Origin of the sequence: Streptomyces sp. NPDC018947 (assembly GCF_044390505.1) — a bacterium.
Taxonomy (GTDB): domain Bacteria; phylum Actinomycetota; class Actinomycetes; order Streptomycetales; family Streptomycetaceae; genus Streptomyces.
The window spans coordinates 65,056-84,599 of sequence record NZ_JBIRZD010000018.1; the positions used below are offsets into that span (position 1 = coordinate 65,056).

The 19,544-nt window shown below is 69.3% G+C and carries 16 protein-coding genes, 1 tRNA gene and 1 pseudogene; 8 read left to right on the forward strand and 10 right to left on the reverse strand.

The window, feature by feature from the left end:
• Nucleotides 1-12 precede the first annotated feature (12 nt).
• Complete coding sequence (locus tag ACH499_RS29235; protein WP_399019479.1) at nucleotides 13-1,437, reverse strand: FAD-binding oxidoreductase; 1,425 nt, start codon at nucleotides 1,435-1,437, stop codon at nucleotides 13-15.
• 92 nt (nucleotides 1,438-1,529) lie between these two features.
• Here ACH499_RS29235 and ACH499_RS29240 point away from each other — a divergent pair, with 92 nt between their 5' ends.
• The gene (locus ACH499_RS29240; RefSeq protein ID WP_399019481.1) at nucleotides 1,530-2,951 is read left to right on the forward strand and encodes a tetratricopeptide repeat protein; all 1,422 of its coding nucleotides are present in this window, start codon (nucleotides 1,530-1,532) and stop codon (nucleotides 2,949-2,951) included.
• Nucleotides 2,952-3,012: 61 nt separating this feature from the next.
• Here the strand turns inward: ACH499_RS29240 and hppD are convergent, their stop codons facing one another.
• Nucleotides 3,013-4,158, reverse strand: a complete 1,146-nt coding sequence (hppD, locus tag ACH499_RS29245; protein ID WP_399019483.1) for a 4-hydroxyphenylpyruvate dioxygenase — start codon at nucleotides 4,156-4,158, stop codon at nucleotides 3,013-3,015.
• Nucleotides 4,159-4,280: 122 nt separating this feature from the next.
• Here hppD and ACH499_RS29250 point away from each other — a divergent pair, with 122 nt between their 5' ends.
• The 5 genes from ACH499_RS29250 to ACH499_RS29270 are packed head-to-tail and all read left to right on the forward strand — an operon-like array spanning nucleotide 4,281 to nucleotide 8,525.
• Complete coding sequence (locus ACH499_RS29250) at nucleotides 4,281-4,766, forward strand: Lrp/AsnC family transcriptional regulator (RefSeq protein ID WP_356196147.1); 486 nt, start codon at nucleotides 4,281-4,283, stop codon at nucleotides 4,764-4,766.
• 28 nt (nucleotides 4,767-4,794) lie between these two features.
• Entirely contained in the window at nucleotides 4,795-5,442 is a 648-nt protein-coding gene (locus ACH499_RS29255; RefSeq protein WP_356196146.1) for an ABC transporter permease, read from the forward strand.
• Entirely contained in the window at nucleotides 5,435-6,706 is a 1,272-nt protein-coding gene (locus ACH499_RS29260) for a betaine/proline/choline family ABC transporter ATP-binding protein (RefSeq protein WP_399019486.1), read from the forward strand. The genes ACH499_RS29255 and ACH499_RS29260 overlap by 8 nt, the downstream gene beginning before the upstream one ends.
• A complete protein-coding gene (locus ACH499_RS29265) occupies nucleotides 6,703-7,554 on the forward strand; it encodes an ABC transporter permease (RefSeq protein WP_399019488.1) in 852 nt (283 codons plus the stop codon). Before ACH499_RS29260 ends, ACH499_RS29265 begins: the two co-directional genes overlap by 4 nt.
• The gene (locus ACH499_RS29270) at nucleotides 7,551-8,525 is read left to right on the forward strand and encodes a glycine betaine ABC transporter substrate-binding protein (protein ID WP_356196142.1); all 975 of its coding nucleotides are present in this window, start codon (nucleotides 7,551-7,553) and stop codon (nucleotides 8,523-8,525) included. The genes ACH499_RS29265 and ACH499_RS29270 overlap by 4 nt, the downstream gene beginning before the upstream one ends.
• A gap of 8 nt (nucleotides 8,526-8,533) precedes the next feature.
• Here the strand turns inward: ACH499_RS29270 and ACH499_RS29275 are convergent, their stop codons facing one another.
• From ACH499_RS29275 to ACH499_RS29290, 4 genes are all read right to left on the reverse strand, one after another.
• A complete protein-coding gene (locus tag ACH499_RS29275) occupies nucleotides 8,534-9,325 on the reverse strand; it encodes a S16 family serine protease (protein ID WP_399019490.1) in 792 nt (263 codons plus the stop codon).
• Nucleotides 9,326-9,381: 56 nt separating this feature from the next.
• The gene (locus tag ACH499_RS29280) at nucleotides 9,382-10,032 is read right to left on the reverse strand and encodes a helix-turn-helix domain-containing protein (RefSeq protein WP_356196139.1); all 651 of its coding nucleotides are present in this window, start codon (nucleotides 10,030-10,032) and stop codon (nucleotides 9,382-9,384) included.
• A gap of 302 nt (nucleotides 10,033-10,334) precedes the next feature.
• Complete coding sequence (locus ACH499_RS29285; RefSeq protein ID WP_356196137.1) at nucleotides 10,335-12,131, reverse strand: DEAD/DEAH box helicase; 1,797 nt, start codon at nucleotides 12,129-12,131, stop codon at nucleotides 10,335-10,337.
• 140 nt (nucleotides 12,132-12,271) lie between these two features.
• On the reverse strand, nucleotides 12,272-13,747 hold the full coding sequence (locus ACH499_RS29290) for an MFS transporter (protein WP_356196135.1): 1,476 nt from the start codon (nucleotides 13,745-13,747) through the stop codon (nucleotides 12,272-12,274).
• A 220-nt stretch (nucleotides 13,748-13,967) separates the two neighbouring features.
• On the opposite strand from ACH499_RS29290, the gene ACH499_RS29295 reads away from it, so the two are divergent.
• Nucleotides 13,968-14,039 (forward strand) — tRNA-Cys (locus ACH499_RS29295).
• A 176-nt stretch (nucleotides 14,040-14,215) separates the two neighbouring features.
• On the opposite strand, the gene ACH499_RS29300 is transcribed toward ACH499_RS29295, so the two are convergent.
• The 4 genes and pseudogenes from ACH499_RS29300 to ACH499_RS29315 all read right to left on the reverse strand — a co-directional run bounded on the left by ACH499_RS29300 (nucleotide 14,216) and on the right by ACH499_RS29315 (nucleotide 18,368).
• Nucleotides 14,216-15,979, reverse strand: a complete 1,764-nt coding sequence (locus tag ACH499_RS29300) for a hypothetical protein (protein WP_399019493.1) — start codon at nucleotides 15,977-15,979, stop codon at nucleotides 14,216-14,218.
• A 17-nt stretch (nucleotides 15,980-15,996) separates the two neighbouring features.
• A pseudogene (locus tag ACH499_RS29305) lies at nucleotides 15,997-16,986 on the reverse strand (tyrosine-type recombinase/integrase); the annotation flags it as partial.
• A complete protein-coding gene (locus ACH499_RS29310) occupies nucleotides 16,982-17,464 on the reverse strand; it encodes a GntR family transcriptional regulator (RefSeq protein WP_399019495.1) in 483 nt (160 codons plus the stop codon). The gene ACH499_RS29310 and the pseudogene ACH499_RS29305, both read right to left, overlap by 5 nt.
• Before the next feature lie 13 nt (nucleotides 17,465-17,477).
• Complete coding sequence (locus ACH499_RS29315; RefSeq protein WP_399019497.1) at nucleotides 17,478-18,368, reverse strand: hypothetical protein; 891 nt, start codon at nucleotides 18,366-18,368, stop codon at nucleotides 17,478-17,480.
• 214 nt (nucleotides 18,369-18,582) lie between these two features.
• Here ACH499_RS29315 and ACH499_RS29320 point away from each other — a divergent pair, with 214 nt between their 5' ends.
• The gene (locus ACH499_RS29320; RefSeq protein WP_399019499.1) at nucleotides 18,583-19,350 is read left to right on the forward strand and encodes an endonuclease domain-containing protein; all 768 of its coding nucleotides are present in this window, start codon (nucleotides 18,583-18,585) and stop codon (nucleotides 19,348-19,350) included.
• Nucleotides 19,351-19,544: the final 194 nt, after the last annotated feature.

Genomic DNA, 19,544 nt, shown 5'->3' on the forward strand with positions numbered 1-19,544 from the left:
ACGGACGAGGGGTCAGAACAGCTTGCCGGGGTTGAGGATGCCCAGCGGGTCGAAGACCTGTTTGACGGCCCGCTGCATCTCCAGGCCCACCGGGCCGATCTCGCGCGCCAGCCATTCCTTCTTCAGGACGCCCACGCCGTGCTCGCCGGTGATGGTGCCGCCGAGTTCCAGGCCGAGGGCCATGATCTCGTCGAAGGACTCGCGGGCGCGCCGGGACTCGTCGGGGTCGGCGGCGTCGAAGCAGACCGTGGGGTGGGTGTTGCCGTCACCGGCGTGCGCGCAGACGCCGATGGTGAGGCGGTACTTGTCGGCGATGCGCTCGACGCCCTCCAGCATGTCCCCGAGCCGGGAGCGGGGCACGCACACGTCGTCGATCATCGTCGTGCCCTTGACCGCCTCCAGCGCGGTGAGCGACAGACGCCGTGCCTGGAGGAGCAGTTCGGACTCGGCCGCGTCGTCGGCGGGGACGACCTGCGTGGCCCCGGCGGCCTCGCACAGCGCGCCGACGGCGGCGAGGTCGGCGGCCGGGTCGGCGGTGTCGAAGGCGGCGAGGAGCAGGGCCTCGGTGGTCTCCGGCAGTCCCATGCGGGCGAGGTCGTTGACCGCCTTGACGGTCGTACGGTCCATCAGTTCGAGGAGGGACGGCACGTGCCCGCCCTCCATGATCCGGCAGACCGCGTCGCAGGCGGCGGACGCGGAGGCGAACTCGGCGGCCAGCACGAGCTGCTCGGGCGGCTTGGGCCGCAGCGCGAGCACGGCCCGTACGACGATGCCGAGGGAGCCCTCGGAGCCGACGAACAGGCGGGTCAGGTCGTACCCGGCGACGCCCTTGGCGGTGCGGCGGCCGGTGGACATCAGGCGGCCGTCGGCGAGGACGACGTCCAGTCCGAGGACGTACTCGGCGGTCACCCCGTACTTGACGCAGCACAGGCCGCCGGAGGCGGTGCCGATGTTGCCGCCGATCGTGCACGTCTCCCAGCTGGACGGGTCCGGCGGGTAGTAGAGGCCGTGCTCGTTCACCGCCCGCGAGAGGGTGGCGTTGACGACGCCCGGTTCCACGACGGCGACGCGGTCGACCGGGCTGATCTCGAGGATGCGGTCCATCTTGGTCAGGGACAGCACGACGCAGCCGTCGGTCGCGTTGGCCCCGCCGGACAGACCGGTGCGGGCGCCCTGCGGGACGACGGGGACGCGCAGCGCGGTGGCGGTGCGCATCACGTGCTGGACCTCCTCCACGGTGCGCGGCAGCACGACCACGGCGGGGGCGCCGGCCGGGCAGAAGCTCGCCATGTCGTGGGCGTAGGAGGCCGTGACGTCGGCGTCGGTGAGGACGGCCTCGGCGGGCAGGCCGGCCAGCAGCCGGTCGACGAGGGTGCCGGTGACCGCCGTGGCTGCGTCGTCTTCGTCGCGAGGCGCTTCGATACGGCTCATGATCACAGCGTCGCACCCGGGGCCATCGGTGTGAACCCCGCGGACGGCACCCTTCGGCTGCACGGGTGTGATCGTCATATTGACGCACAGTGAGCGCCATGGACAACGAGACGTCGAGCGTCCCGCCCGTCCCGCGCGGGCGGCGTACGCGCCGGGTGCTGATCGCCTCCGCCGCCGGGTGCGCGGTCCTCGGCGGGGTGCTGGTGCTGGTGCCGGCGCCCTGGGAGCGGGGCTCCGCTCCCCCGCCCGCGCCGGGACCGGCGGCTCTGGCGCGCGGCGCGGTGACCGGCGGCAAGCCGGCGGCCCTGCCGGACCTGGCGGCCCTGATCGGGGAGCGGGAGCGCCATGTGCGGGCGCATCCGCTGGACGGGCCGTCGTGGGCGGTGCTCGGTGCCTCCTACGTGGAGCAGGGGCGGCGGACGGCGGACGCCGCGAACTGGCCGAAGGCCGAGCGGGCGCTGCGCACGTCGCTGAGGGTGGGGTCGCCGAACGATGCGCGGGCGCTGGAGTCGCTGGCGGCTCTGGCGGTCCAGCGGCGGGACTTCCCGGCGGCCCGGAAGTGGGGCGAGAGCGCGCGGAAGGCGGCGCCGAAGCGGTGGACGGTGCACGCGGTGCTGATCGACGCGTACACCGGGCTCGGCGACCACGGGGCCGTCGGCCGGTCCCTGGACACCTTGCAGCGCCTGCGGCCGGGGCTGCCGGCCGTGAAGGCGCGGGCGGCGGCCGTCTACCGGGACCGGGGCTGGCGGGAGGACGCGGCGGCGCAGCTCTCCGACGCGGTGGCGGCCGCCGACGCGCCCGCCGAGCGGGCGGCGTATCTGGAGCAGGCCGGGCGGCTGGCGCTCGAGCGCGGGGACCGCGAGGTGGCGCTGCGGCACTTCCAGGAGGCGCTGCGCACCGACCCGGACCAGCGGGCCGCACAGGCCGGGGAGGCCAGGGCGCTGGCGGCGCAGGGCCGCACCACGCAGGCGCTGGCCGCCTACCAGGCGGCGCTGGCCAAGCAGCCGTACCCCGAGTACGCGCTGGAGCTGGGCGAGCTGTACGAGTCGCTGGGGCTGGGGCAGGCGGCGCGGGTGCAGTACGACCTGCTGCGGGAGCGGGTGCGCGGCGCGCAGGCGGCCGGCGCGGACGAGGAACTGGTGCTGGGCCGCTTCGAGGCGGACCACGGGTCCGCGTCGGCGGCGGTGCGGCGGCTGCGGGCCGAGTGGCAGCGCCAGCCCTCCGTCGCGGTGGCCGACGCGCTGGGCTGGGCGCTGTACCGGACCGGGGAGCACGAGGAGGCGCTGCGGTTCGCCACCATCGCCACGGACGGTGAGCAGGGCGGAGGGGTGCGCAGCGCGCCGTACGCCTTCCACCGCGGGATGATCGAGCGGGCGCTGGAGCGGTACGGGCCCGCGCGGCGCCACCTCCGGGAGGCGCTGGTGATCGACCCGTACTTCTCGCCGCTCAGGGCGCCCGAGGCGCGGCGGGCGCTGGCGGAGCTGGGCGAGCCCTCGGTGGAGGACCCGCCCGCGCGGTGACCGTCCCGGCCGTGGTCGTCGGGCCGTGACCCGTCAGGGCGTGACCCGTCGGCCGTGGCCGTCAGAGGTTGCCGCGCTTGGCCTGCTCGCGCTCGATGGCCTCGAACAGGGCCTTGAAGTTGCCCTTGCCGAAGCCCATGGAGCCGTGGCGCTCGATCATCTCGAAGAAGACGGTCGGACGGTCCTGGACCGGCTTGGTGAAGATCTGCAGCAGATAGCCGTCCTCGTCCCGGTCCACGAGGATCTTCAGCTCGCGCAGCGTCTCCACGGGGACGCGGGTCTCGCCGGCCCACTCGCCGAGGGTGTCGTAGTACGAGTCGGGGGTGTCCAGGAACTCGACGCCGGCCGCCTTCATCGTGCGCACGGTCTGCACGATGTCGTTGGTGTTCAGCGCGATGTGCTGGACGCCGGCGCCGCCGTAGAACTCCAGGTACTCGTCGATCTGCGACTTCTTCTTGGCGACCGCGGGCTCGTTGATCGGGAACTTGACCTTGAGCGTGCCGTCGGCCACGACCTTCGACATCAGCGCGCTGTACTCGGTGGCGATGTCGTCGCCCACGAACTCCTTCATGTTCGTGAAGCCCATGACCTTGTTGTAGAACGCGACCCACTCGTTCATGCGGCCGAGTTCGACGTTGCCGACGCAGTGGTCGACGGCCTGGAAGGTGCGCTGCGCGGGCGGCTCGACGATCGGCGCGGCGACGGCGAAGCCGGGCAGGTAGGGGCCGTCGTAGCCGGAGCGCTCGACCAGCGTGTGCCGGGTCTCGCCGTAGGTGGCGATGGCGGCGAGGACGACGGTGCCGTGCTCGTCCTTGACCTCGTACGGCTCGGCGACCGAACGGGCGCCGTGCTCGACGGCGTAGGCGTACGCGGCGCGCGCGTCCGGGACCTCGATGGCGAGGTCGACGACGCCGTCGCCGTGCTCGGCCACGTGCTGGGCGAGGAAGCGGCCCCAGTCGGTGGCCGGCTTGATCACGGAGGTGAACACGAAGCGGGCGGAGCCGTTCTCCAGGACGTAGCTGGCGGTCTCGCGGCTGCCGTTCTCCGGTCCGGAGTAGGCGACCAGCCGCATGCCGAAGGCGGTCGAGTAGTAGTGCGCCGCCTGCTTGGCGTTGCCCACGGCGAAGACGACCGCGTCCATTCCCTTGACCGGGAAGGGGTCGGCCTGCCGGGCGGTGTCGGGAGTGTGGTGTGTGGTCTGCGTCATAGCCGCAGGGTCTCCCGCGTCCGCAAGGTGCGCAATAGTTTGCGTCTTCACTGGGCAACCTGCCCAGCGCTACGCCGGTGGGGGCGGGCGATCTGTACAGGATGACCAGCGGGGAGGGTGCCGTGGCGATCGATCGTCTGGACGGACGGATCATCGGTCTGCTGGCGCGGGAGCCGAGGATCGGGGTGCTGGAGATGTCCCGGCGGCTGGGGGTGGCGCGGGGCACCGTGCAGGCTCGGCTGGACCGGCTTCAGTCGAACGGAGTCATCCGCGGCTTCGGCCCGGAGGTGGACCCGGCGGCGCTCGGCTACCCGGTCACGGCGTTCGCCACGCTGGAGATCCGCCAGGGTCAAGGGCCCGATGTCCGGGCGCACTTGGCGACCGTGCCGGAGGTGCTGGAGCTGCACACCACCACCGGTACGGGGGACATGCTGTGCCGCCTGGTGGCGCGCTCGAACGCCGATCTCCAACGGGTGATCGACCGGGTTGTCGGTTTTGATGGCATCGTCCGGGCCGCCACGGCGATCGTGATGGAGAACCCCGTTCCGCTGCGGATCATCCCGCTGGTGGAGCAGGCGGCCGAGGACCGCGAACGACGCCGTGAGTGAGAGTGCCCGATCCCGGAGGTGAGCGGACGTGAACTTCTGGGAGTTCGTCGCCAACCGCCATCAGCAGCTCCTCACCGACGCCTACCAGCACGCCAGCGCCGTCTTCCAGTGCATGGTCGTGGCGACGCTGCTCGGGGTGCTGATCGGTGTGGTCACCTACCGCAGCGACTGGGCGGGGAGCCTGGCGACCACGACGACCTCCACCATCCTCACCATCCCGTCGCTGGCCATGATCGGTCTGCTCATCCCCATCGTGGGGCTGGGCGTGCCGCCGACGGTGACCGCGCTGACCCTGTACGGGCTGCTGCCCATCGTGCGCAACGCGATCGTGGGGCTGCGCGGGGTGGACCCGGCACTGGTGGACGCGGCCACGGGCATCGGGATGTCGCGGGCGGCCCGGCTGCTGCGGGTGGAGCTGCCGCTGGCCTGGCCGCCGATCCTCACCGGCATCCGGGTCTCCACGCAGATGCTCATGGGCATCGCCGCGATCGCCGCGTACGCCTCCGGCCCGGGCCTCGGCAACGAGATCTTCCGCGGGATCGCCTCGCTGGGCAGCAAGAACGCGCTCAACCAGGTGCTCTCGGGCACGCTCGGGATCATCGTCCTGGCGCTGCTGTTCGACGCCGCGTACGTCCTGCTCGGACGGCTGACCATTCCCAGGGGGATCCGTGTCTGAGACCGTGGGCGAGACGGCCGCCGGGACCGGTGGCACCGGCACCGGGGCGGCCATCGAGCTGGAGTCCCTCACCAAGCGCTATCCCGGCAGCGCCCAGCCGGCCGTCGACAACGTGACGATGGAGATCAAGGCCGGCGAGACGGTCATCCTGGTCGGTCCGTCGGGATGCGGGAAGTCCACGACGCTGAAGATGATCAACCGGCTGATCGAGCCGAGCGGCGGCCGCATCCGCATCGGCGGCGAGGACGTCACCGACATGGACCCGGTGAAACTGCGCCGCAAGATCGGGTACGCCATCCAGTCGGCCGGGCTCTTCCCGCACATGACCGTCGCCCAGAACATCGCGCTGGTGCCGAGGATGATCGGCTGGTCCAAGGCCCGGATCCGCTCCCGGGTGGAGGAACTGCTCGACCTGGTCGGGCTCGAGCCCGGCGAGTTCCACGGCCGCTATCCGCGCCAGCTCTCTGGCGGCCAGCAGCAGCGGGTCGGGGTGGCGCGGGCGCTGGCGGCGGATCCGCCGGTGCTGCTGATGGACGAGCCGTTCGGCGCGGTCGACCCGATCACGCGCGACCACCTCCAGGACGAGCTGATCCGGCTGCAGCACGAGCTGCACAAGACGATCGTGTTCGTCACCCACGACTTCGACGAGGCGATCAAGCTGGGCGACCGGATCGCGGTGCTGCGCGAGCGGTCCCACATCGCCCAGTTCGACACCCCGGAGGCCATCCTCACCAACCCGGCCGACGACTTCGTCTCCGGTTTCGTTGGCGCGGGGGCGGCGCTGAAGCGGCTGAACCTCACCCGCGTACGGGACGTGGAGATCACCGACTATCCGACGGTGACCGTGGAGGACCCGCTCCAGCACATCTTCAACCGGCTGCGCGCGGCCGGCACCAACGAGATCCTGATGCTGGACCGGCGCGGGCGGCCCTACAAGTGGCTCAGGCGCGGCGATCTGATGCGGGCCAAGGGGTCGCTGGCCCGGGCCGGGACGCTGGTGAGCGACACGGTGACCCGGGACGCGACGCTGCGGGACGCGCTGGAGGCGGTGCTGACCGACAACGCGGGGCGGGTCGCGGTCACCGGGCGGCGCGGCGAGTACACGGGCGTCGTGGACATGGAGACGCTGATGAACTCGGTGCACGAGCTGCTGGAGGAGGACCGGCTGGACGCGCTGGAGCACCAGCACGACCTGGAGGAGGCCCGGGCCGAGCGGACCCACGCCGAGCAGGAGGGCTTCGAGGGGGACGGGGGCCCGGTGTGAGCGCCTTCCCCGGCTCCCGCTCCGGCGGGAACGAGTCCGGCGGGTTCGCCCCGGAGGACGAGGGCGAGGAGGAGCGGGAACCGCGCCCGCCGTCCCCGGCCGTGCCGGCCCCGCGGGTGTCCTGGCAGAAGCTGACCGTCCTGCCCGTGGTCCTGATCGCGGTGCTGCTGGCGACCTGGCTGTGGTTCCGGCAGGCCGACCTGGACGCGCTGAGCACCAACGCCCTGTCCCACGGCCAGGTCACCAAGGCGCTGTGGCAGCACGTCCAACTGACCGTGATCTCCACGTTCTTCGTGCTGATCATCGCGATCCCGCTGGGCATCCTGCTCACCCGCCGGATGTTCCGCAGGGCCACGCCGGTGGCGATGGCGTTCGCCAACATGGGCCAGGCCACCCCGGCGATCGGCCTGCTCGCCCTGCTGGTGATCTGGCTGGGCATCGGACGCCGGGCCGCCCTGATCGGCATCATCGTCTACGCCGTCCTGCCGGTGCTCTCCAACACCATCGCGGGCCTGCGCGCCAACGACCCGACGCTGCTGGAGGCGGCCCGCGGCATCGGCATGTCCCCGATGGGCGTGCTCACCCGCGTCGAACTCCCGCTGGCCGTCCCGCTGATCCTGGCCGGGGTGCGCACGGCCCTGGTGCTGAACGTCGGTACGGCGACGCTGGCGACGTTCGGCGGGGGCGGCGGGCTGGGCGTGCTGATCACCACCGGCATCACCAGCCAGCGGATGCCGGTGCTGGTGCTCGGCTCGGTCCTCACGGTCGCCCTCGCCCTGCTGGTGGACTGGCTCGCCTCCCTCGCCGAGCTGGTGATGCGCCCGCGCGGTCTGGAGGTGGGGACATGAGACGCCGTACGGGCCCGGCGGCGCTCCTGGCGGCCGCGGTGCTGGTGGCCGCCGCCGGCTGCGGTCTGACCAGCGGCTCCCCGATGGCCGACGACGTGAAGCCCGGCACCATCGGCAGGGGCCTGCCGCTGAAGGGCGCCGATCTGACCGTCACCTCGAAGGAGTTCACCGAGCAGCTCGTCCTCGGGGCGATCATGGGCATCGCCTTCGAGGCCGCCGGCGCGGAGGTGCTCGACCGCACCGGCATCCAGGGCTCCGTGGGCACCCGCGCGGCGGTGGAGAACGGCGACGCGGACGGCACGTACGAGTACACGGGCACCGCCTGGATCACGTACCAGGGCAACAGCAAGCCGATCCCCGACCCGCAGCAGCAGTGGCAGGCGGTGCGGGAGGCGGACGCGAAGAAGGGCATCACCTGGCTGCCGCCCTCGACGCTGAACAACACCTACGCCCTCGCCATGAACCAGGCCAACTACCGCAAGTACCACACGACGACGCTGTCCCAGGTGGCCGAGCTGGCCAGGTCCGACCCGGCCGCGGTGACGCTGTGCGTGGAGGGCGAGTTCGCCAACCGCGCGGACGGGCTGCCGGGCATGGAGAAGGCGTACGGGATGAACATCCCGGCGAAGAACATCACCCAGATGGACACCGGGATCATCTACACCCAGACGGCCAAGGGCGCCTGCACCTACGGGGAGGTGTTCACCACCGACGGGCGGATCAAGTCCATGAACCTGGTGGTGATGCGGGACGACAGGAAGTTCTTCCCGAACTACAACGCGGCGCCCATGATCAGGACCGACACCCTGAAGAAGTGGCCGGCGATCGCCTCCGTCCTCGACCCCGTCACCAGGGCGCTGAACAACGACGTCGCCCAGACGCTGAACGCGAAGGTCGACGTCGACGGGCAGGACCCGCACCAGGTGGCGCTGGACTGGATGGAGGAGAAGGGCTTCGTGAAGAAGGGCTGAGCCGGCGCTCAGCAGGCGGGGACCTCGCCCTTGCCCGTGTTCAGGGCCCGCAGCGCGTCGACCGCGCCGTCCAAGGTGGTCACCGGGATCAGCCGCAGGCCCTTCGGCAGCTCGGCCCGCGCGTCCGAGCACTCCGCCTTCGGCACCAGGAAGACGGTGGCACCGTCGCGCCGCGCGGCCTGCGTCTTCAGCGGCACCCCGCCGACGGCGCCGACCTTGCCGCCCGCGCCGATGGTGCCGGTGCCCGCGACGATCCGGCCGCCGGTGAGGTCGCCCCCGCTGCCGTCGCCGTCCAGCTTGTCGACGATGCCGAGGGAGAACAGCAGTCCGGCGCTGGGCCCGCCGACGTCGGCCAGCTTCAGGGTGACGTGGACGTCGGACGGATCGAGGTCCAGGTAGTCCAGGGCGGCAGCGGTCGCCGCGTCCTGGGACTGCTTCATCTGCTCCTCGTTGTACTTCTCGATCTCCTTGACGCCGTCGCCGCTCGGGTAGACCGCGTCGCGCGGCATGACCGCCCGGTCGGTGTCGAACCAGCCGTCGACGACGTCGCCGAGCGAGACGCGCGTGTCCGGGCCGGTCGCCTCGATCGTCGTCATCCGGAGCTGCCCCTCGGTCTTCCGGGTCGGGGCGCCCGAGATCGTGATCACCTGGGTGCCCCGGTTCTCCCCCAGCACGTTCGCCGTCAGGCCGGGCTGCGCCACGGAGAACGGCAGCGGCGCGAACGCGGCGGTGGCGAGCAGAGCCACGACCGGCACCGCGCAGACGGCGAGGGCCTGGGAACGCGTGAGGCGAGAAAGCACCCGCACAATCTAACGCGCCCACCACTGCCCCCGACCCGCGCACCCGCGGGCCGACCTCACCGCAACGCCTCCGCCACCTCCCGAGCCGCCTCCATCACCCGCGCCCCCACCCGCTCCGGCACCACGTCCGCCAGCATCACCACACCCACGCTGCCCTCCACCCCCGTCACACCGAGCAACGGCGCCGCCGCCCCGCAGGCCCCCGCCTCCAGCTCGCCGTGCGTCAGCGTGTACCCGGGCCCCGGCCCGGCCGCCGCCACCTGCTGCCGGGCCGACAGGATCGCCTTCCCCGCGGCACCCCGCTCCAGCGGATGCCGGAATCCGGCCCGGTAGGCCACGTGGTAGTCCGTCCACGTCGGCTCGACCACGGCCACGGCCAGCGCCTCCGCCCCGTCGACCAGCGTCAGGTGGGCCGTCGCCCCTATGTCCTCGGCCAGTGACCGCAGCGCCGGCATCGCCGCCTCGCGCACCAGCGGGTGCACCTGGCGCCCCAGCCCCAGCACCCCCAGCCCGACCCGGGCGCGGCCGCCCAGGTCACGGCGTACCAGCGCATGCTGTTCCAGCGTGGCGAGCAGCCGGTACACGACGGTCCGGTTGACGCCCAGTCGGTGGGAAAGCTCGGTGACGGTCAGCCCGTGGTCCGTATCGGCCAGCAGCTTGAGGACACGCAGTCCTCTGTCGAGCGTCTGAGAGGTCTCCGCGGTCACGACGCCCACTCCTTAGTGGTGAGGTCGGCGGCCCCCTCGCGGCGAGTGCGTCACCGAGTCCCGTCAGTGACGCGCTTCAGAGGCCGCCGATCGGCTGACGGCCCGGCCGTGTGCCCGGCCCAGTCGCTTCACGGCTGCGCTCCGCGGCGGCGCTGCCACGGGGCGTGTGCGTAGCGGGACAGTAGCGAGCCAGTCCGCTCAGCGGAAGTCTCCGTCCAGAATCCGGTCAGTAACCGGAGGGAACTGACGGTGTTTGTCCCAGTACGTACAGCCACGGGCCCTCGACTCCCGTGCCCCGCCGGTCACTTCATCCGCGTCGCCCACTCCTGCACCTTGGCGATGCGCTGGCGCAGCTGACCGGCGGTCGCCTCGGCGCTGGGCGGGCCGCCGCAGACGCGGCGCAGCTCGGTGTGGATGACGCCGTGCGGTTTGCCGCTCTGGTGGACGTAGGCGCCGACCATGGTGTTGAGCTGACGGCGCAGCTCCATCAGCTCCTTGTGGGAGACCACCGGGCGCCGCTCGGCGGGCAGTTCGAGCAGGTCGGCCTCGTCGTCGGGCTTCTTGCGGCTGTGCGCGATCTGCCGCGCCTGCCGCTTCTGGAGCAGGAGCTGCACCTGGTCGGGCTCCAGCAGCCCGGGGATGCCGAGGTAGTCCTGCTCCTCCTCGCTGCCCGGGTGGGCCTGCATCCCGAACTCGGCGCCGTTGTACATGACCCGGTCGAAGACGGCGTCGGACTCCAGCGCCTCGAAGGGCAGCATGTCCTGCTCGCCGGTGTCCTCGTCCTGCTGCCGGTTCGCCTCGTCCATCTCCTTCTCGGACTCGGCGTAGGGGTCCTCCTCGCCCTCCTTCCTGGGCTTGTCGAGGACGTGGTCGCGCTCACGCTCCATCTCGTTGGCGAAGGTGAGCAGGTCGGGAACGGTCGGCAGGAAGACGGAGGCGGTCTCGCCGCGGCGCCGCGAACGCACGAAGCGGCCGACGGCCTGGGCGAAGAACAGCGGCGTGGAGATCGTCGTGGCGTACACGCCCACGGCGAGGCGGGGCACGTCGACGCCCTCGGACACCATGCGGACGGCGACCATCCAGCGGTCGGTGCCCTGGCTGAACGTGTCGATGTTCTTGGAGGCGCCGGCGTCGTCGGAGAGCACGACGGTGGCCTTGTCGCCGGTGATCTCGCGGATCAGCTTGGCGTAGGCGCGGGCGGAGTCCTGGTCGGCGGCGATGACGAGGGCGCCGGCGTCCGGGATGGCCTTCCTGACCTCGGTGAGCCGCTGGTCGGCGGCGCGCAGCACGGCGGGCATCCACTCGCCGCGCGGGTCCAGCGCGGTGCGCCAGGCCTGGCTGACGGCGTCCTTGGTCATGGGCTCGCCGAGCCGGGCGGCGATCTCGTCGCCGGCCTTGGTGCGCCAGCGCATGTTGCCGCTGTAGCTCATGAAGATGACGGGGCGGACGACGCCGTCGGCGAGGGCGGAGCCGTAGCCGTAGGTGTAGTCGGCGGCGGAGCGCCGGATGCCGTCGTCGCCCTCCTCGTACGTCACGAAGGGGATCGGGTTGGTGTCCGACCGGAACGGCGTACCGGTCAGCGCGAGGCGCCGGGTGGCCGGCTCGAAGGCCTCGAGGCAGGCCTCGCCCCAGGACTTGGAGTCACCGGCGTGGTGGATCTCGTCGAGGATGACGAGGGTCTTGCGCTGCTCGACGCGGTTGCGGTGCAGCATGGGGCGCACGCCGACGCCGGCGTAGGTGATGGCGATGCCGTGGTACTCCCGGCTGAGCGGGCCCGCGCTGTACTCGGGGTCCAGCTTGATGCCTATGCGGGCCGCCGCCTCCGCCCACTGCTTCTTCAGGTGCTCGGTCGGCGCGACGACGGTCACCTGCTGCACGACGTGGTGGTGCAGCAGCCAGGACGCCAGGGTCAGGGCGAAGGTGGTCTTGCCGGCGCCCGGGGTGGCGACCGCCAGGAAGTCCCGGGGCTGCTCCTGGAGGTACTTCTCCATCGCCCCCTGCTGCCAGGCCCGCAGCTTGCTGGCGGTGCCCCAGGGGGCCCGGCCGGGGAAGGCGGGGGACAGGTGGTGCGAGGTGCTGGAGCTGGCGGTGGTAGTCACGGTCTCCGAAGGGGGTAGAACGACGGCCACGTATGACAACCGGGCCACCCTACCGGCGGGCCGCCGCGATCACGGCGCCCGCCCGGCCGGGTCACCCCCCGGTGGGACCGACGTCACAGCCGCCGCGGGCGCCCGGCGGTTCACCCCGTCCCGCGTTCGCGCAGCCGCGTCGTCACCCACGCCCCCACCAGGGCCACCCCCGCCATCGGCAGGAAGACCGCCGCGAACGCGGCCGGGTGCGAGCCGGTCGTCCCGGTCGCCGCGTGGGTCACCGTGCCGCCGCCGAGGGCCGCGAAGGCGGCGCCGCCGGCGGCCAGCAGGATCACGTTGGACAGGCCGTCGGAGATCTGGAGGGCGGCGGAGTTGGTACCGGCCTCCTCCGGGGCGGAGAGCTGGAGCAGGAGCACGCTGGTGGAGGAGATCACCAGACCCATGCCGAGGCAGCCGAAGCCCCAGGCGACGGCGACCGTCCAGGCGGGCACCGCGTCGATCAGCACGCTCGGGGCGGTGGCGATGGCCGCGGCGACGAGCACCATGCCCAGCGTCATCAGCCGGTCCCGGTGCGGCTCCATGCGCGGCCGGGACTGCAGCCAGGAGCCCGCGGCCCAGGTCGCGCCGCCCGCCGCCAGGGAGAGCCCGGCCAGGGTCGGGCTGAGGCCGCGCTGGGTGACCAGCATCAGCGGCACGAAGGACTCGGCGGCGATGAAGGACCCGGCGGCGACGCCGCGCAGCAGGACGACGGAGGGCAGGCCGCGCGCCGCCCGGTAGGTGCCGCGCGGGAGCAGTCCGAGGACGGCCGGGACGAGCAGCGCGAGCCCCGCGAGGCCGGGGACGAGCGAGGTCCAGCGCAGGTCCTGGGCGGCGTACTGGAGCAGGCCCGCGCCCAGGGAGATGCCGAGGGCGAGGCGGATGCGGCGCCGGTCGAAGGAGGCCGGCGCCTCCTGCGTGTCCGCTCCGCCCACCGGGCCGGCCGCCCGGCTGCGTATCTGCGGCAGCGCGAGCGCCAGCGGGAAGACCACGAGCACCGGGATGCCGACGAACACCCACCGCCAGCCCAGGTGCTCGGTGACGGCGCCGGAGGCCAGCGGTCCCACGACGGACGGCACGACCCAACCCGCCGCGAACGCCGCCATGATCGCGGGCCGCAGCCGCTCGGGGTAGGCCCGGCCGACGACGACGTACAGCGCGACGATGACGAGTCCGCCGCCGAGTCCCTGCACGGCCCGCCCGAGGATGAACAGCCACATCGCCCCGGCCGTCCCCGACAGCACCAGTCCGGCGGCGAAGGCGGCGATCCCGCTGGTCAGCGGCGCCAGCGGGCCCCGCCGGTCGGACCACTGCCCGGAGAGCACCATGCCGAACAGGCTGGTCGTGAAGTACCCCGAGAACGCGAAGGCGTACAGCGACACCCCGTCCAGCTCCCGTGCCGCCACCGGCATCGCCGTGCCGACCGCCGTCGCCTCGAAGGCGATCAGCACGACGACGGAGACGATGCCGATGCTGAGCGCCCGGTAGGCGCGGCTCAGCACGGTGTCGGCGGGGGCGGCGAACTCGGCGGGGCTGCCGGGGCCTGCGGGGTCGGCGACGTCGGTGTCGCGCGGGTCAGGGACGGTCATGGTCGCCAGAGTAAGGGCCGCGACCGCCTTTGACCCCTGTCGGGAGGCGGTCCGGGACCGGGACCTTGGTCGTACGACCGCGCCGCGCCTCCGCGCCCGGTTCGTGAACGGCGTGTGGCAGTCGCATTGCGGCCCCTCCCCTTTCCTTGAGCAACTCCCCCGCGCCGTCCTACGGTCGAGTCACCGAGTTCGGCACGGACACCGCGGAAGTCCGGAACACGGCCGTGTGCCCGAGTGGTTCAGGGGCTCGCCTGCAAAGCGAGTGACACGGGTTCGAATCCCGTCACGGCCTCAAGTGCCTTGACCAGGCAAACGACGGGGCGGCCCCCCAGATGGGGGGCCGCCCCGTCGTTCGGCCGTCTCAGTTCCCGTCTCAGTTCGGATAGGACAGCACTGTCCAGAGCGCCCGGCCTCAACCTGCCCCTAAGTCGCAACTGCGAGGGAGCCGAGCCCGGTAGCCGGCGGCGCTCACGGCTCCTGGTCTGCGCCCTCTGCAGCAAGCCATTCACTGAGGCCGGTCAGCATAGCGAGGGCGGAGGTGAAGAGTGTTCGCGCTGCTGCAGGTCCGCGGAGATCACCGAAGACCTTCGTGAGCGTCTTCTCATAGTCCTTGCCCTTACGGTGCGCGGTGACCCTTGACCGCACCTCCTGCAGATTGCGTAGGAACTGAATGTCCCGCTGCGCATGCTGGTACCCCCGCAGCTTCAGCCACCGCTCAAGCTTTGAGATCCCCTTCTCGTTCTCAATCTTATTCGGCAGTTGCGCCTGCATCATTTTTTCGTTGATGGCGTCAACGAAAAGTTGAGTCATGGTTCGGATACTTGATTCAAACTCTGCTTGCGAGTCATTCAGCGGCAACCGCAGACGCTGCAATAGTCCGGCATCTGCTTCCTCCGGCTTTCGGAAGAGATCCCAACCATAGCGCTCGTTCCAGGCCCGCCCAAACATGATGTAATTAGAGCGGACCAGGAGGTCTTCTGCCGTCGGGTTAGCAGGCTGCCCAAGGAACGCTCGACGGATTAGGGTTTCACTGGGTCTGCCATCCGCCGCAACATTGAAGCTGCGCCAGTAATCTCGCTCCTGGCGAGGCAGATCGCGCCCCAGGTCACCGAGAAAGACTACAACGTGCTCGCCGGCGCTGTTATCGATGCGCACGCTCCAAAGAGAAGCACAGCTCAGGTAGCCGTCCGAGACGGTATACAGCTCTGACTTCTCGTAGTACTTCTGCAAGACTTCTCGGCGAAAGAAGACTGGCGTGAGATAGTGGGGAGCTTCCGGGTTAGCTCCAAAGTAGTTTGCCAACGCGTCAGGGTTGCAGGTGTAACGAACCTCGTCCCCGTCAGAATCTACCCCGATAATGAAATCAGGGAAGTAAGTATCCTCTTCCTCGAAAGGCCAGATCCCACTTTTCTCGATAGGTGGGGATGGAACTACCCGTGCGCCGAGGTAGCGTGTGAAAGGGCGGCCCGATATTCGATCGCCGGAGTAACGTTCGGCCCGGAGGGCATCAGTCACCCACTCGACCTCCTCCGGAACCGATTCATCCTTCGCACCAAAGCGCACCGAGTCAATGTAGAGAACAAAGTCCAGCTGTCGGGCTGCCTGGAACTGCCTGAGCAGCTTAGTCCGAACCTCTACCTTGTTCTCGGTTATCTTCGCCGCTACGGAGGAGGTGCCGTCATCGTGTGGCTGCATGAACTGAGACGTCAACTCGTCCCAGTAGAGATTGTGGTACAGACGGAAGTGTTCGGTCAGCTCAAGCGAAGAGGGAATGATGCCGTGGTAGTCGCGGCAAAGAATCAACGGCTCAAAGTCATCTTGGACGCTACTCGGGAAGTACGTTGTCACGCACTTGCCGTTTTCCCAGTGTTGAGAAAAACCCGGACGGAAGTCATCCTTGTGGATATCCCACGAAGGCCCACTGAGCACGCGCTCTCGCTTGGACACCGGAGCAAAGGCGCAGTAGATACCGCCATTACCATCATCGTTGTGCCAGCCCTCGTAGACAGTGGTCCACGCACCCTGTTCGAGGCTAGTAAAGCGCCGATGGACATCCTCTTGCCGCAAATCCATTGCCGTACTGTACGTCGTTGCGCACACCAAAGGCAACAGATTTGCCTCATCCAAAGCGCAACCAGAGAAGATGGACAGGTCCTCCCGCCGACGTAGCGCGACAGCAGAGAACGGCTTTCCGCGCGCCCAGATGAAGGGGTGAGCCGTGCTGCGGCTCACCCCTTCATATCCTGGGTTTACTCCGTCTTACGGCCTTCGGCGGGGGCCCAGATGAGGCCGCCTACTTGCTCCGCCACGTCTGCCCTGACTGCATCAACCATGTGCTGGTACCTCGCGGCCATCGCGGTCGTCGACCACCCCATGAGTCCCATGACTGCCCGCTCCGGAACCCCAAGGATGAGAAGGACCGTGGCAGCCGTGTGCCGTGCGTCGTGCAGGCGACCATCACGGACCTTCGCCTCTGTCAGGAGCGCCTTCCACTGGGCCCAGTCCTTGCGGTGAGAGGGGCTTCGCCCGCATTCGTCCGGGAACACCAGGCCGTTCTCCTCCCATCGTTTGCCAGCCGCCTGCCGCTCCGCTTCCTGCGCGTTGAGATGGGCACGGAGTAGGTCCACGAGCTGTTCTGGGAGGCCGACTGCGCGGCGGCCGGCGCGCGACTTAGTGGTGGAGATCTCCGGGTTGGTGCGTCTCCTCTGCGGGCAGTACCCAGCCGCCTTGCGTCCGCAGGGCTCCGCGCACCCGTGGGCGTACTGCGGCCGGTGGCGGCTGCGGCGGACTACGAGGTACCCACCGTCGAGGTCCACGTCTTCCCATTTCAGTGCCAGCACCTCTCCTTGACGCAGTCCGAGGGCGAGAGCGACGGCCCAGCGTGCGGAGTTACGGTGCTGCGCTGCGGCCTTCAGTAACCGCTGTACCTCTTGGTCGCTGTAGGGCTCCACCTCGTACTCGCCCGTCTTGGGGGCTTTGGCCAGCAGGACCGGATTCTTGCCGAGATGGCCGCGTCGTACGGCCTCGTTGAGGGCTGTACGGAAGGTGCGGTGCACCTGGTGGGCGGTCGGGGGCTTGCTGCCGTTGGCCTGCATCTTCGCGTAGAACGCCTCGATGTGCTCGGGCTTGAGCTTGTCGAGCCGGTGGGCGCCCAACCCGGGGATGAGGTGCTTTCGCACGGCGACGCCGTAGCCCACCATCGTGTTGTCGTTGACCGTGAGGGGGGCAACGTTCTCAATCCCGCCCTCGCCCTGCCCCCTTGCCGATCAGCCCTTGGCCTTCCATCTGCGCGATGGCGGAGCGCACGGCAGTCCGGGACGCGCCGAACCGCTCGCACAGCTCCCTCTCGGTGGGGAAGCGGTCGCCGACCTTCACCCCCTCGCCGCGCAACAGATCGGTTACCCGCTCGACCAACGGCCGGCGATCGCCGGTCCCAGCCACGAACCATCCAGCACCCTGCACGGATTCGATCAGGCCCTCAGCCTTGAGTGCCGCAAGCGCCCGCTCGATGGTGCTGCGACTCACGCCGTACTCACTCACGAGTGCCGACTGAGACGGCAGTGCCTCAGTGATCTCGCCCGTCCTGATTCTCTCGTGGAGAGCTTCCGAGACCTCTAGGTACGTGCCCCGCGGACTGCCCTGCGGCACTTGACCCTCCCTGACCACGATGCGCCCGTCAACATCCGAGTCAAGCTTCCCATACCTGACACGCTGCACTATGAGGACCAGCTCATTGCGGGGGCGGCGGAACCTCGCGGGTTACAAGAGCTTGCGGGTCCGCACTTACGATCTTCCTTACCTCCTCAGCAAATCCTAGGACTCTATTCAAGTAGCCATCGAGAGCGCCGTGACTCACAACATCCATCGAGAAATTGCCCTTAACACTCTCCGTGTCGATATCACGCTCAACTGAAACCCATTCCACCTGCTCAGCCGCGGGGACCTCGGCTTCCACATCCACGTAGAAGACATCACCGCTGGTCACCACGAGAGGGAAGCACAAATCCATATGCGCGAAGCCGGGGACAACTGACGACCTGTCACGAGAGGGCCTGAATGCCTCTACGGCCTTCATCAAAGGAAGTGTCAGCGAATCGAAAATGGAAGAATTATCCGCTTGCCACTCCTTATTTTTCAAGTTCATCCTGACCAGTTGCACCCCCCTTCTTTCATCGAGACTCGGACTGTAAGGAAGCTCGTGCAGCCCGAGCCATTCCCATAGACTCCGACTCCGGTAGGATATGCGGTTACCCTCCCTCCCTTCTTCCCAGCGCACAGTACTGATGGGCATCGTGTGAGCATGAGGGGGGAAATTGCGTTCCTTGACGCTAAGGTTCCTCCCCAACACAACGTAGGGGCCGGTCGATTTTTTGCATTCAATCAGCAGTTTCACCCCGAGCGAGATGTTCCCTCGTTCGTTCTGAAAAAGCATTTTGAAAGCGGAGACGTCAACCTCTCTCGATTTGCCTTCCTCTGGATCTTTGAACGCACGCCCCGTTTGAGCGTAGAAGCCTGCGGCGCGCACTTCTTGCGCCACGCGCTGTTCAAGCAAGAATCCAGTTCGCTCCAGTGCGGCAATCACATCATCGCTGCTGGGTGTAGGAAAATTACGGTCAGCCATAACCAGATCATAGGCAAATGGGTTGTGTCGGGATGGGCGTTCGAGAGAAACAGGCAGGTCGCAGCCAGCGGCAACCACTTCCTGCGACCGTTCGCGCGGTGCTATCTGGTCGCTCGTGATGTCACCTTGTCCTGGCCTTGTCAATCCCTGACCAGCGTGGACACTCTGAGAGGCGGGGTTCCCTGACTGCCGGTCTGCCTGCCACCGTGGGATCATGACGGACGAGTTGCCGGTTCGCATAGTCGATGGACGTGGAGTCAGGGCACCCGGGATCGGGCCAGTGGCGATGGTGTGGCTCCCCGTGGACGGGCAGGTCATCGCCAAGATCCCGCCCCGCAAAGGCAACCGCCGCTGGCTGCACGAAACGGTGGGCATCCGTTCCCCGGAGTTAGACGACGACCGATGGAAGCTGCCACGGAGCAGTCTCGTGCGGCTGGTGACGGCGGCCATCGACCGGTACGGGTTCATCGTGCTCTGGCGGGACATGTCGAGGCTGTCGCAGTGCACCAGGGCATGTCTGGAAGCGACGGGCGTTGAATGCCAGTGCTCGTGCCTCGGGGCGCACCATGGACAGGATGCTGCCGGTTGGTTCGAGCGCGTCGGAGACGCGGTGGTGGCCGACCGAGGCGAGTTCACTCGCACCGCGGTTGTCTACGGACCGAGGGGCAGCGACGCCGATGCTGTGGTGTATGAAGGCAAGCTCGCGGGTGAACGCTACCGCGTGGATCGCGCCAGCCGACGGGACTGGCCCGCCGCCGCACAGTTCATGTGCGCAAGCTGCATGACCGTGAGGGCAGCCGTGTGGGATCACTGCCACACGCATGGCTTCGTGCGCGCGCCGCTGTGCAACCGTTGCAACACCCGTTACTGGCAAGGGTGGCGGCCTCAGCACGGCCGGGCAACACACAGCCGCAACTTCGACGACAGCTACTACCGCTGGTGCCCCGAGCACTCCAACACACGTAGACAGTGCAGCGCGTAGCACATCCAAGGCTGGTCAGAGTGGTTGGTGACGGCTCTGGACTCCGTCTCAATTTCCGTCTCGTTCGTAGTCGTCCGTCGCCGTCCGGACCCGTTCGCGCTGCCTCAACGAGCACAGCGTCCGTACGGCAGTGCACGCATGCGAACCCGTATGGATCCCACCCCGACCAGCACCGACAAACCTGCAAAGCGAGT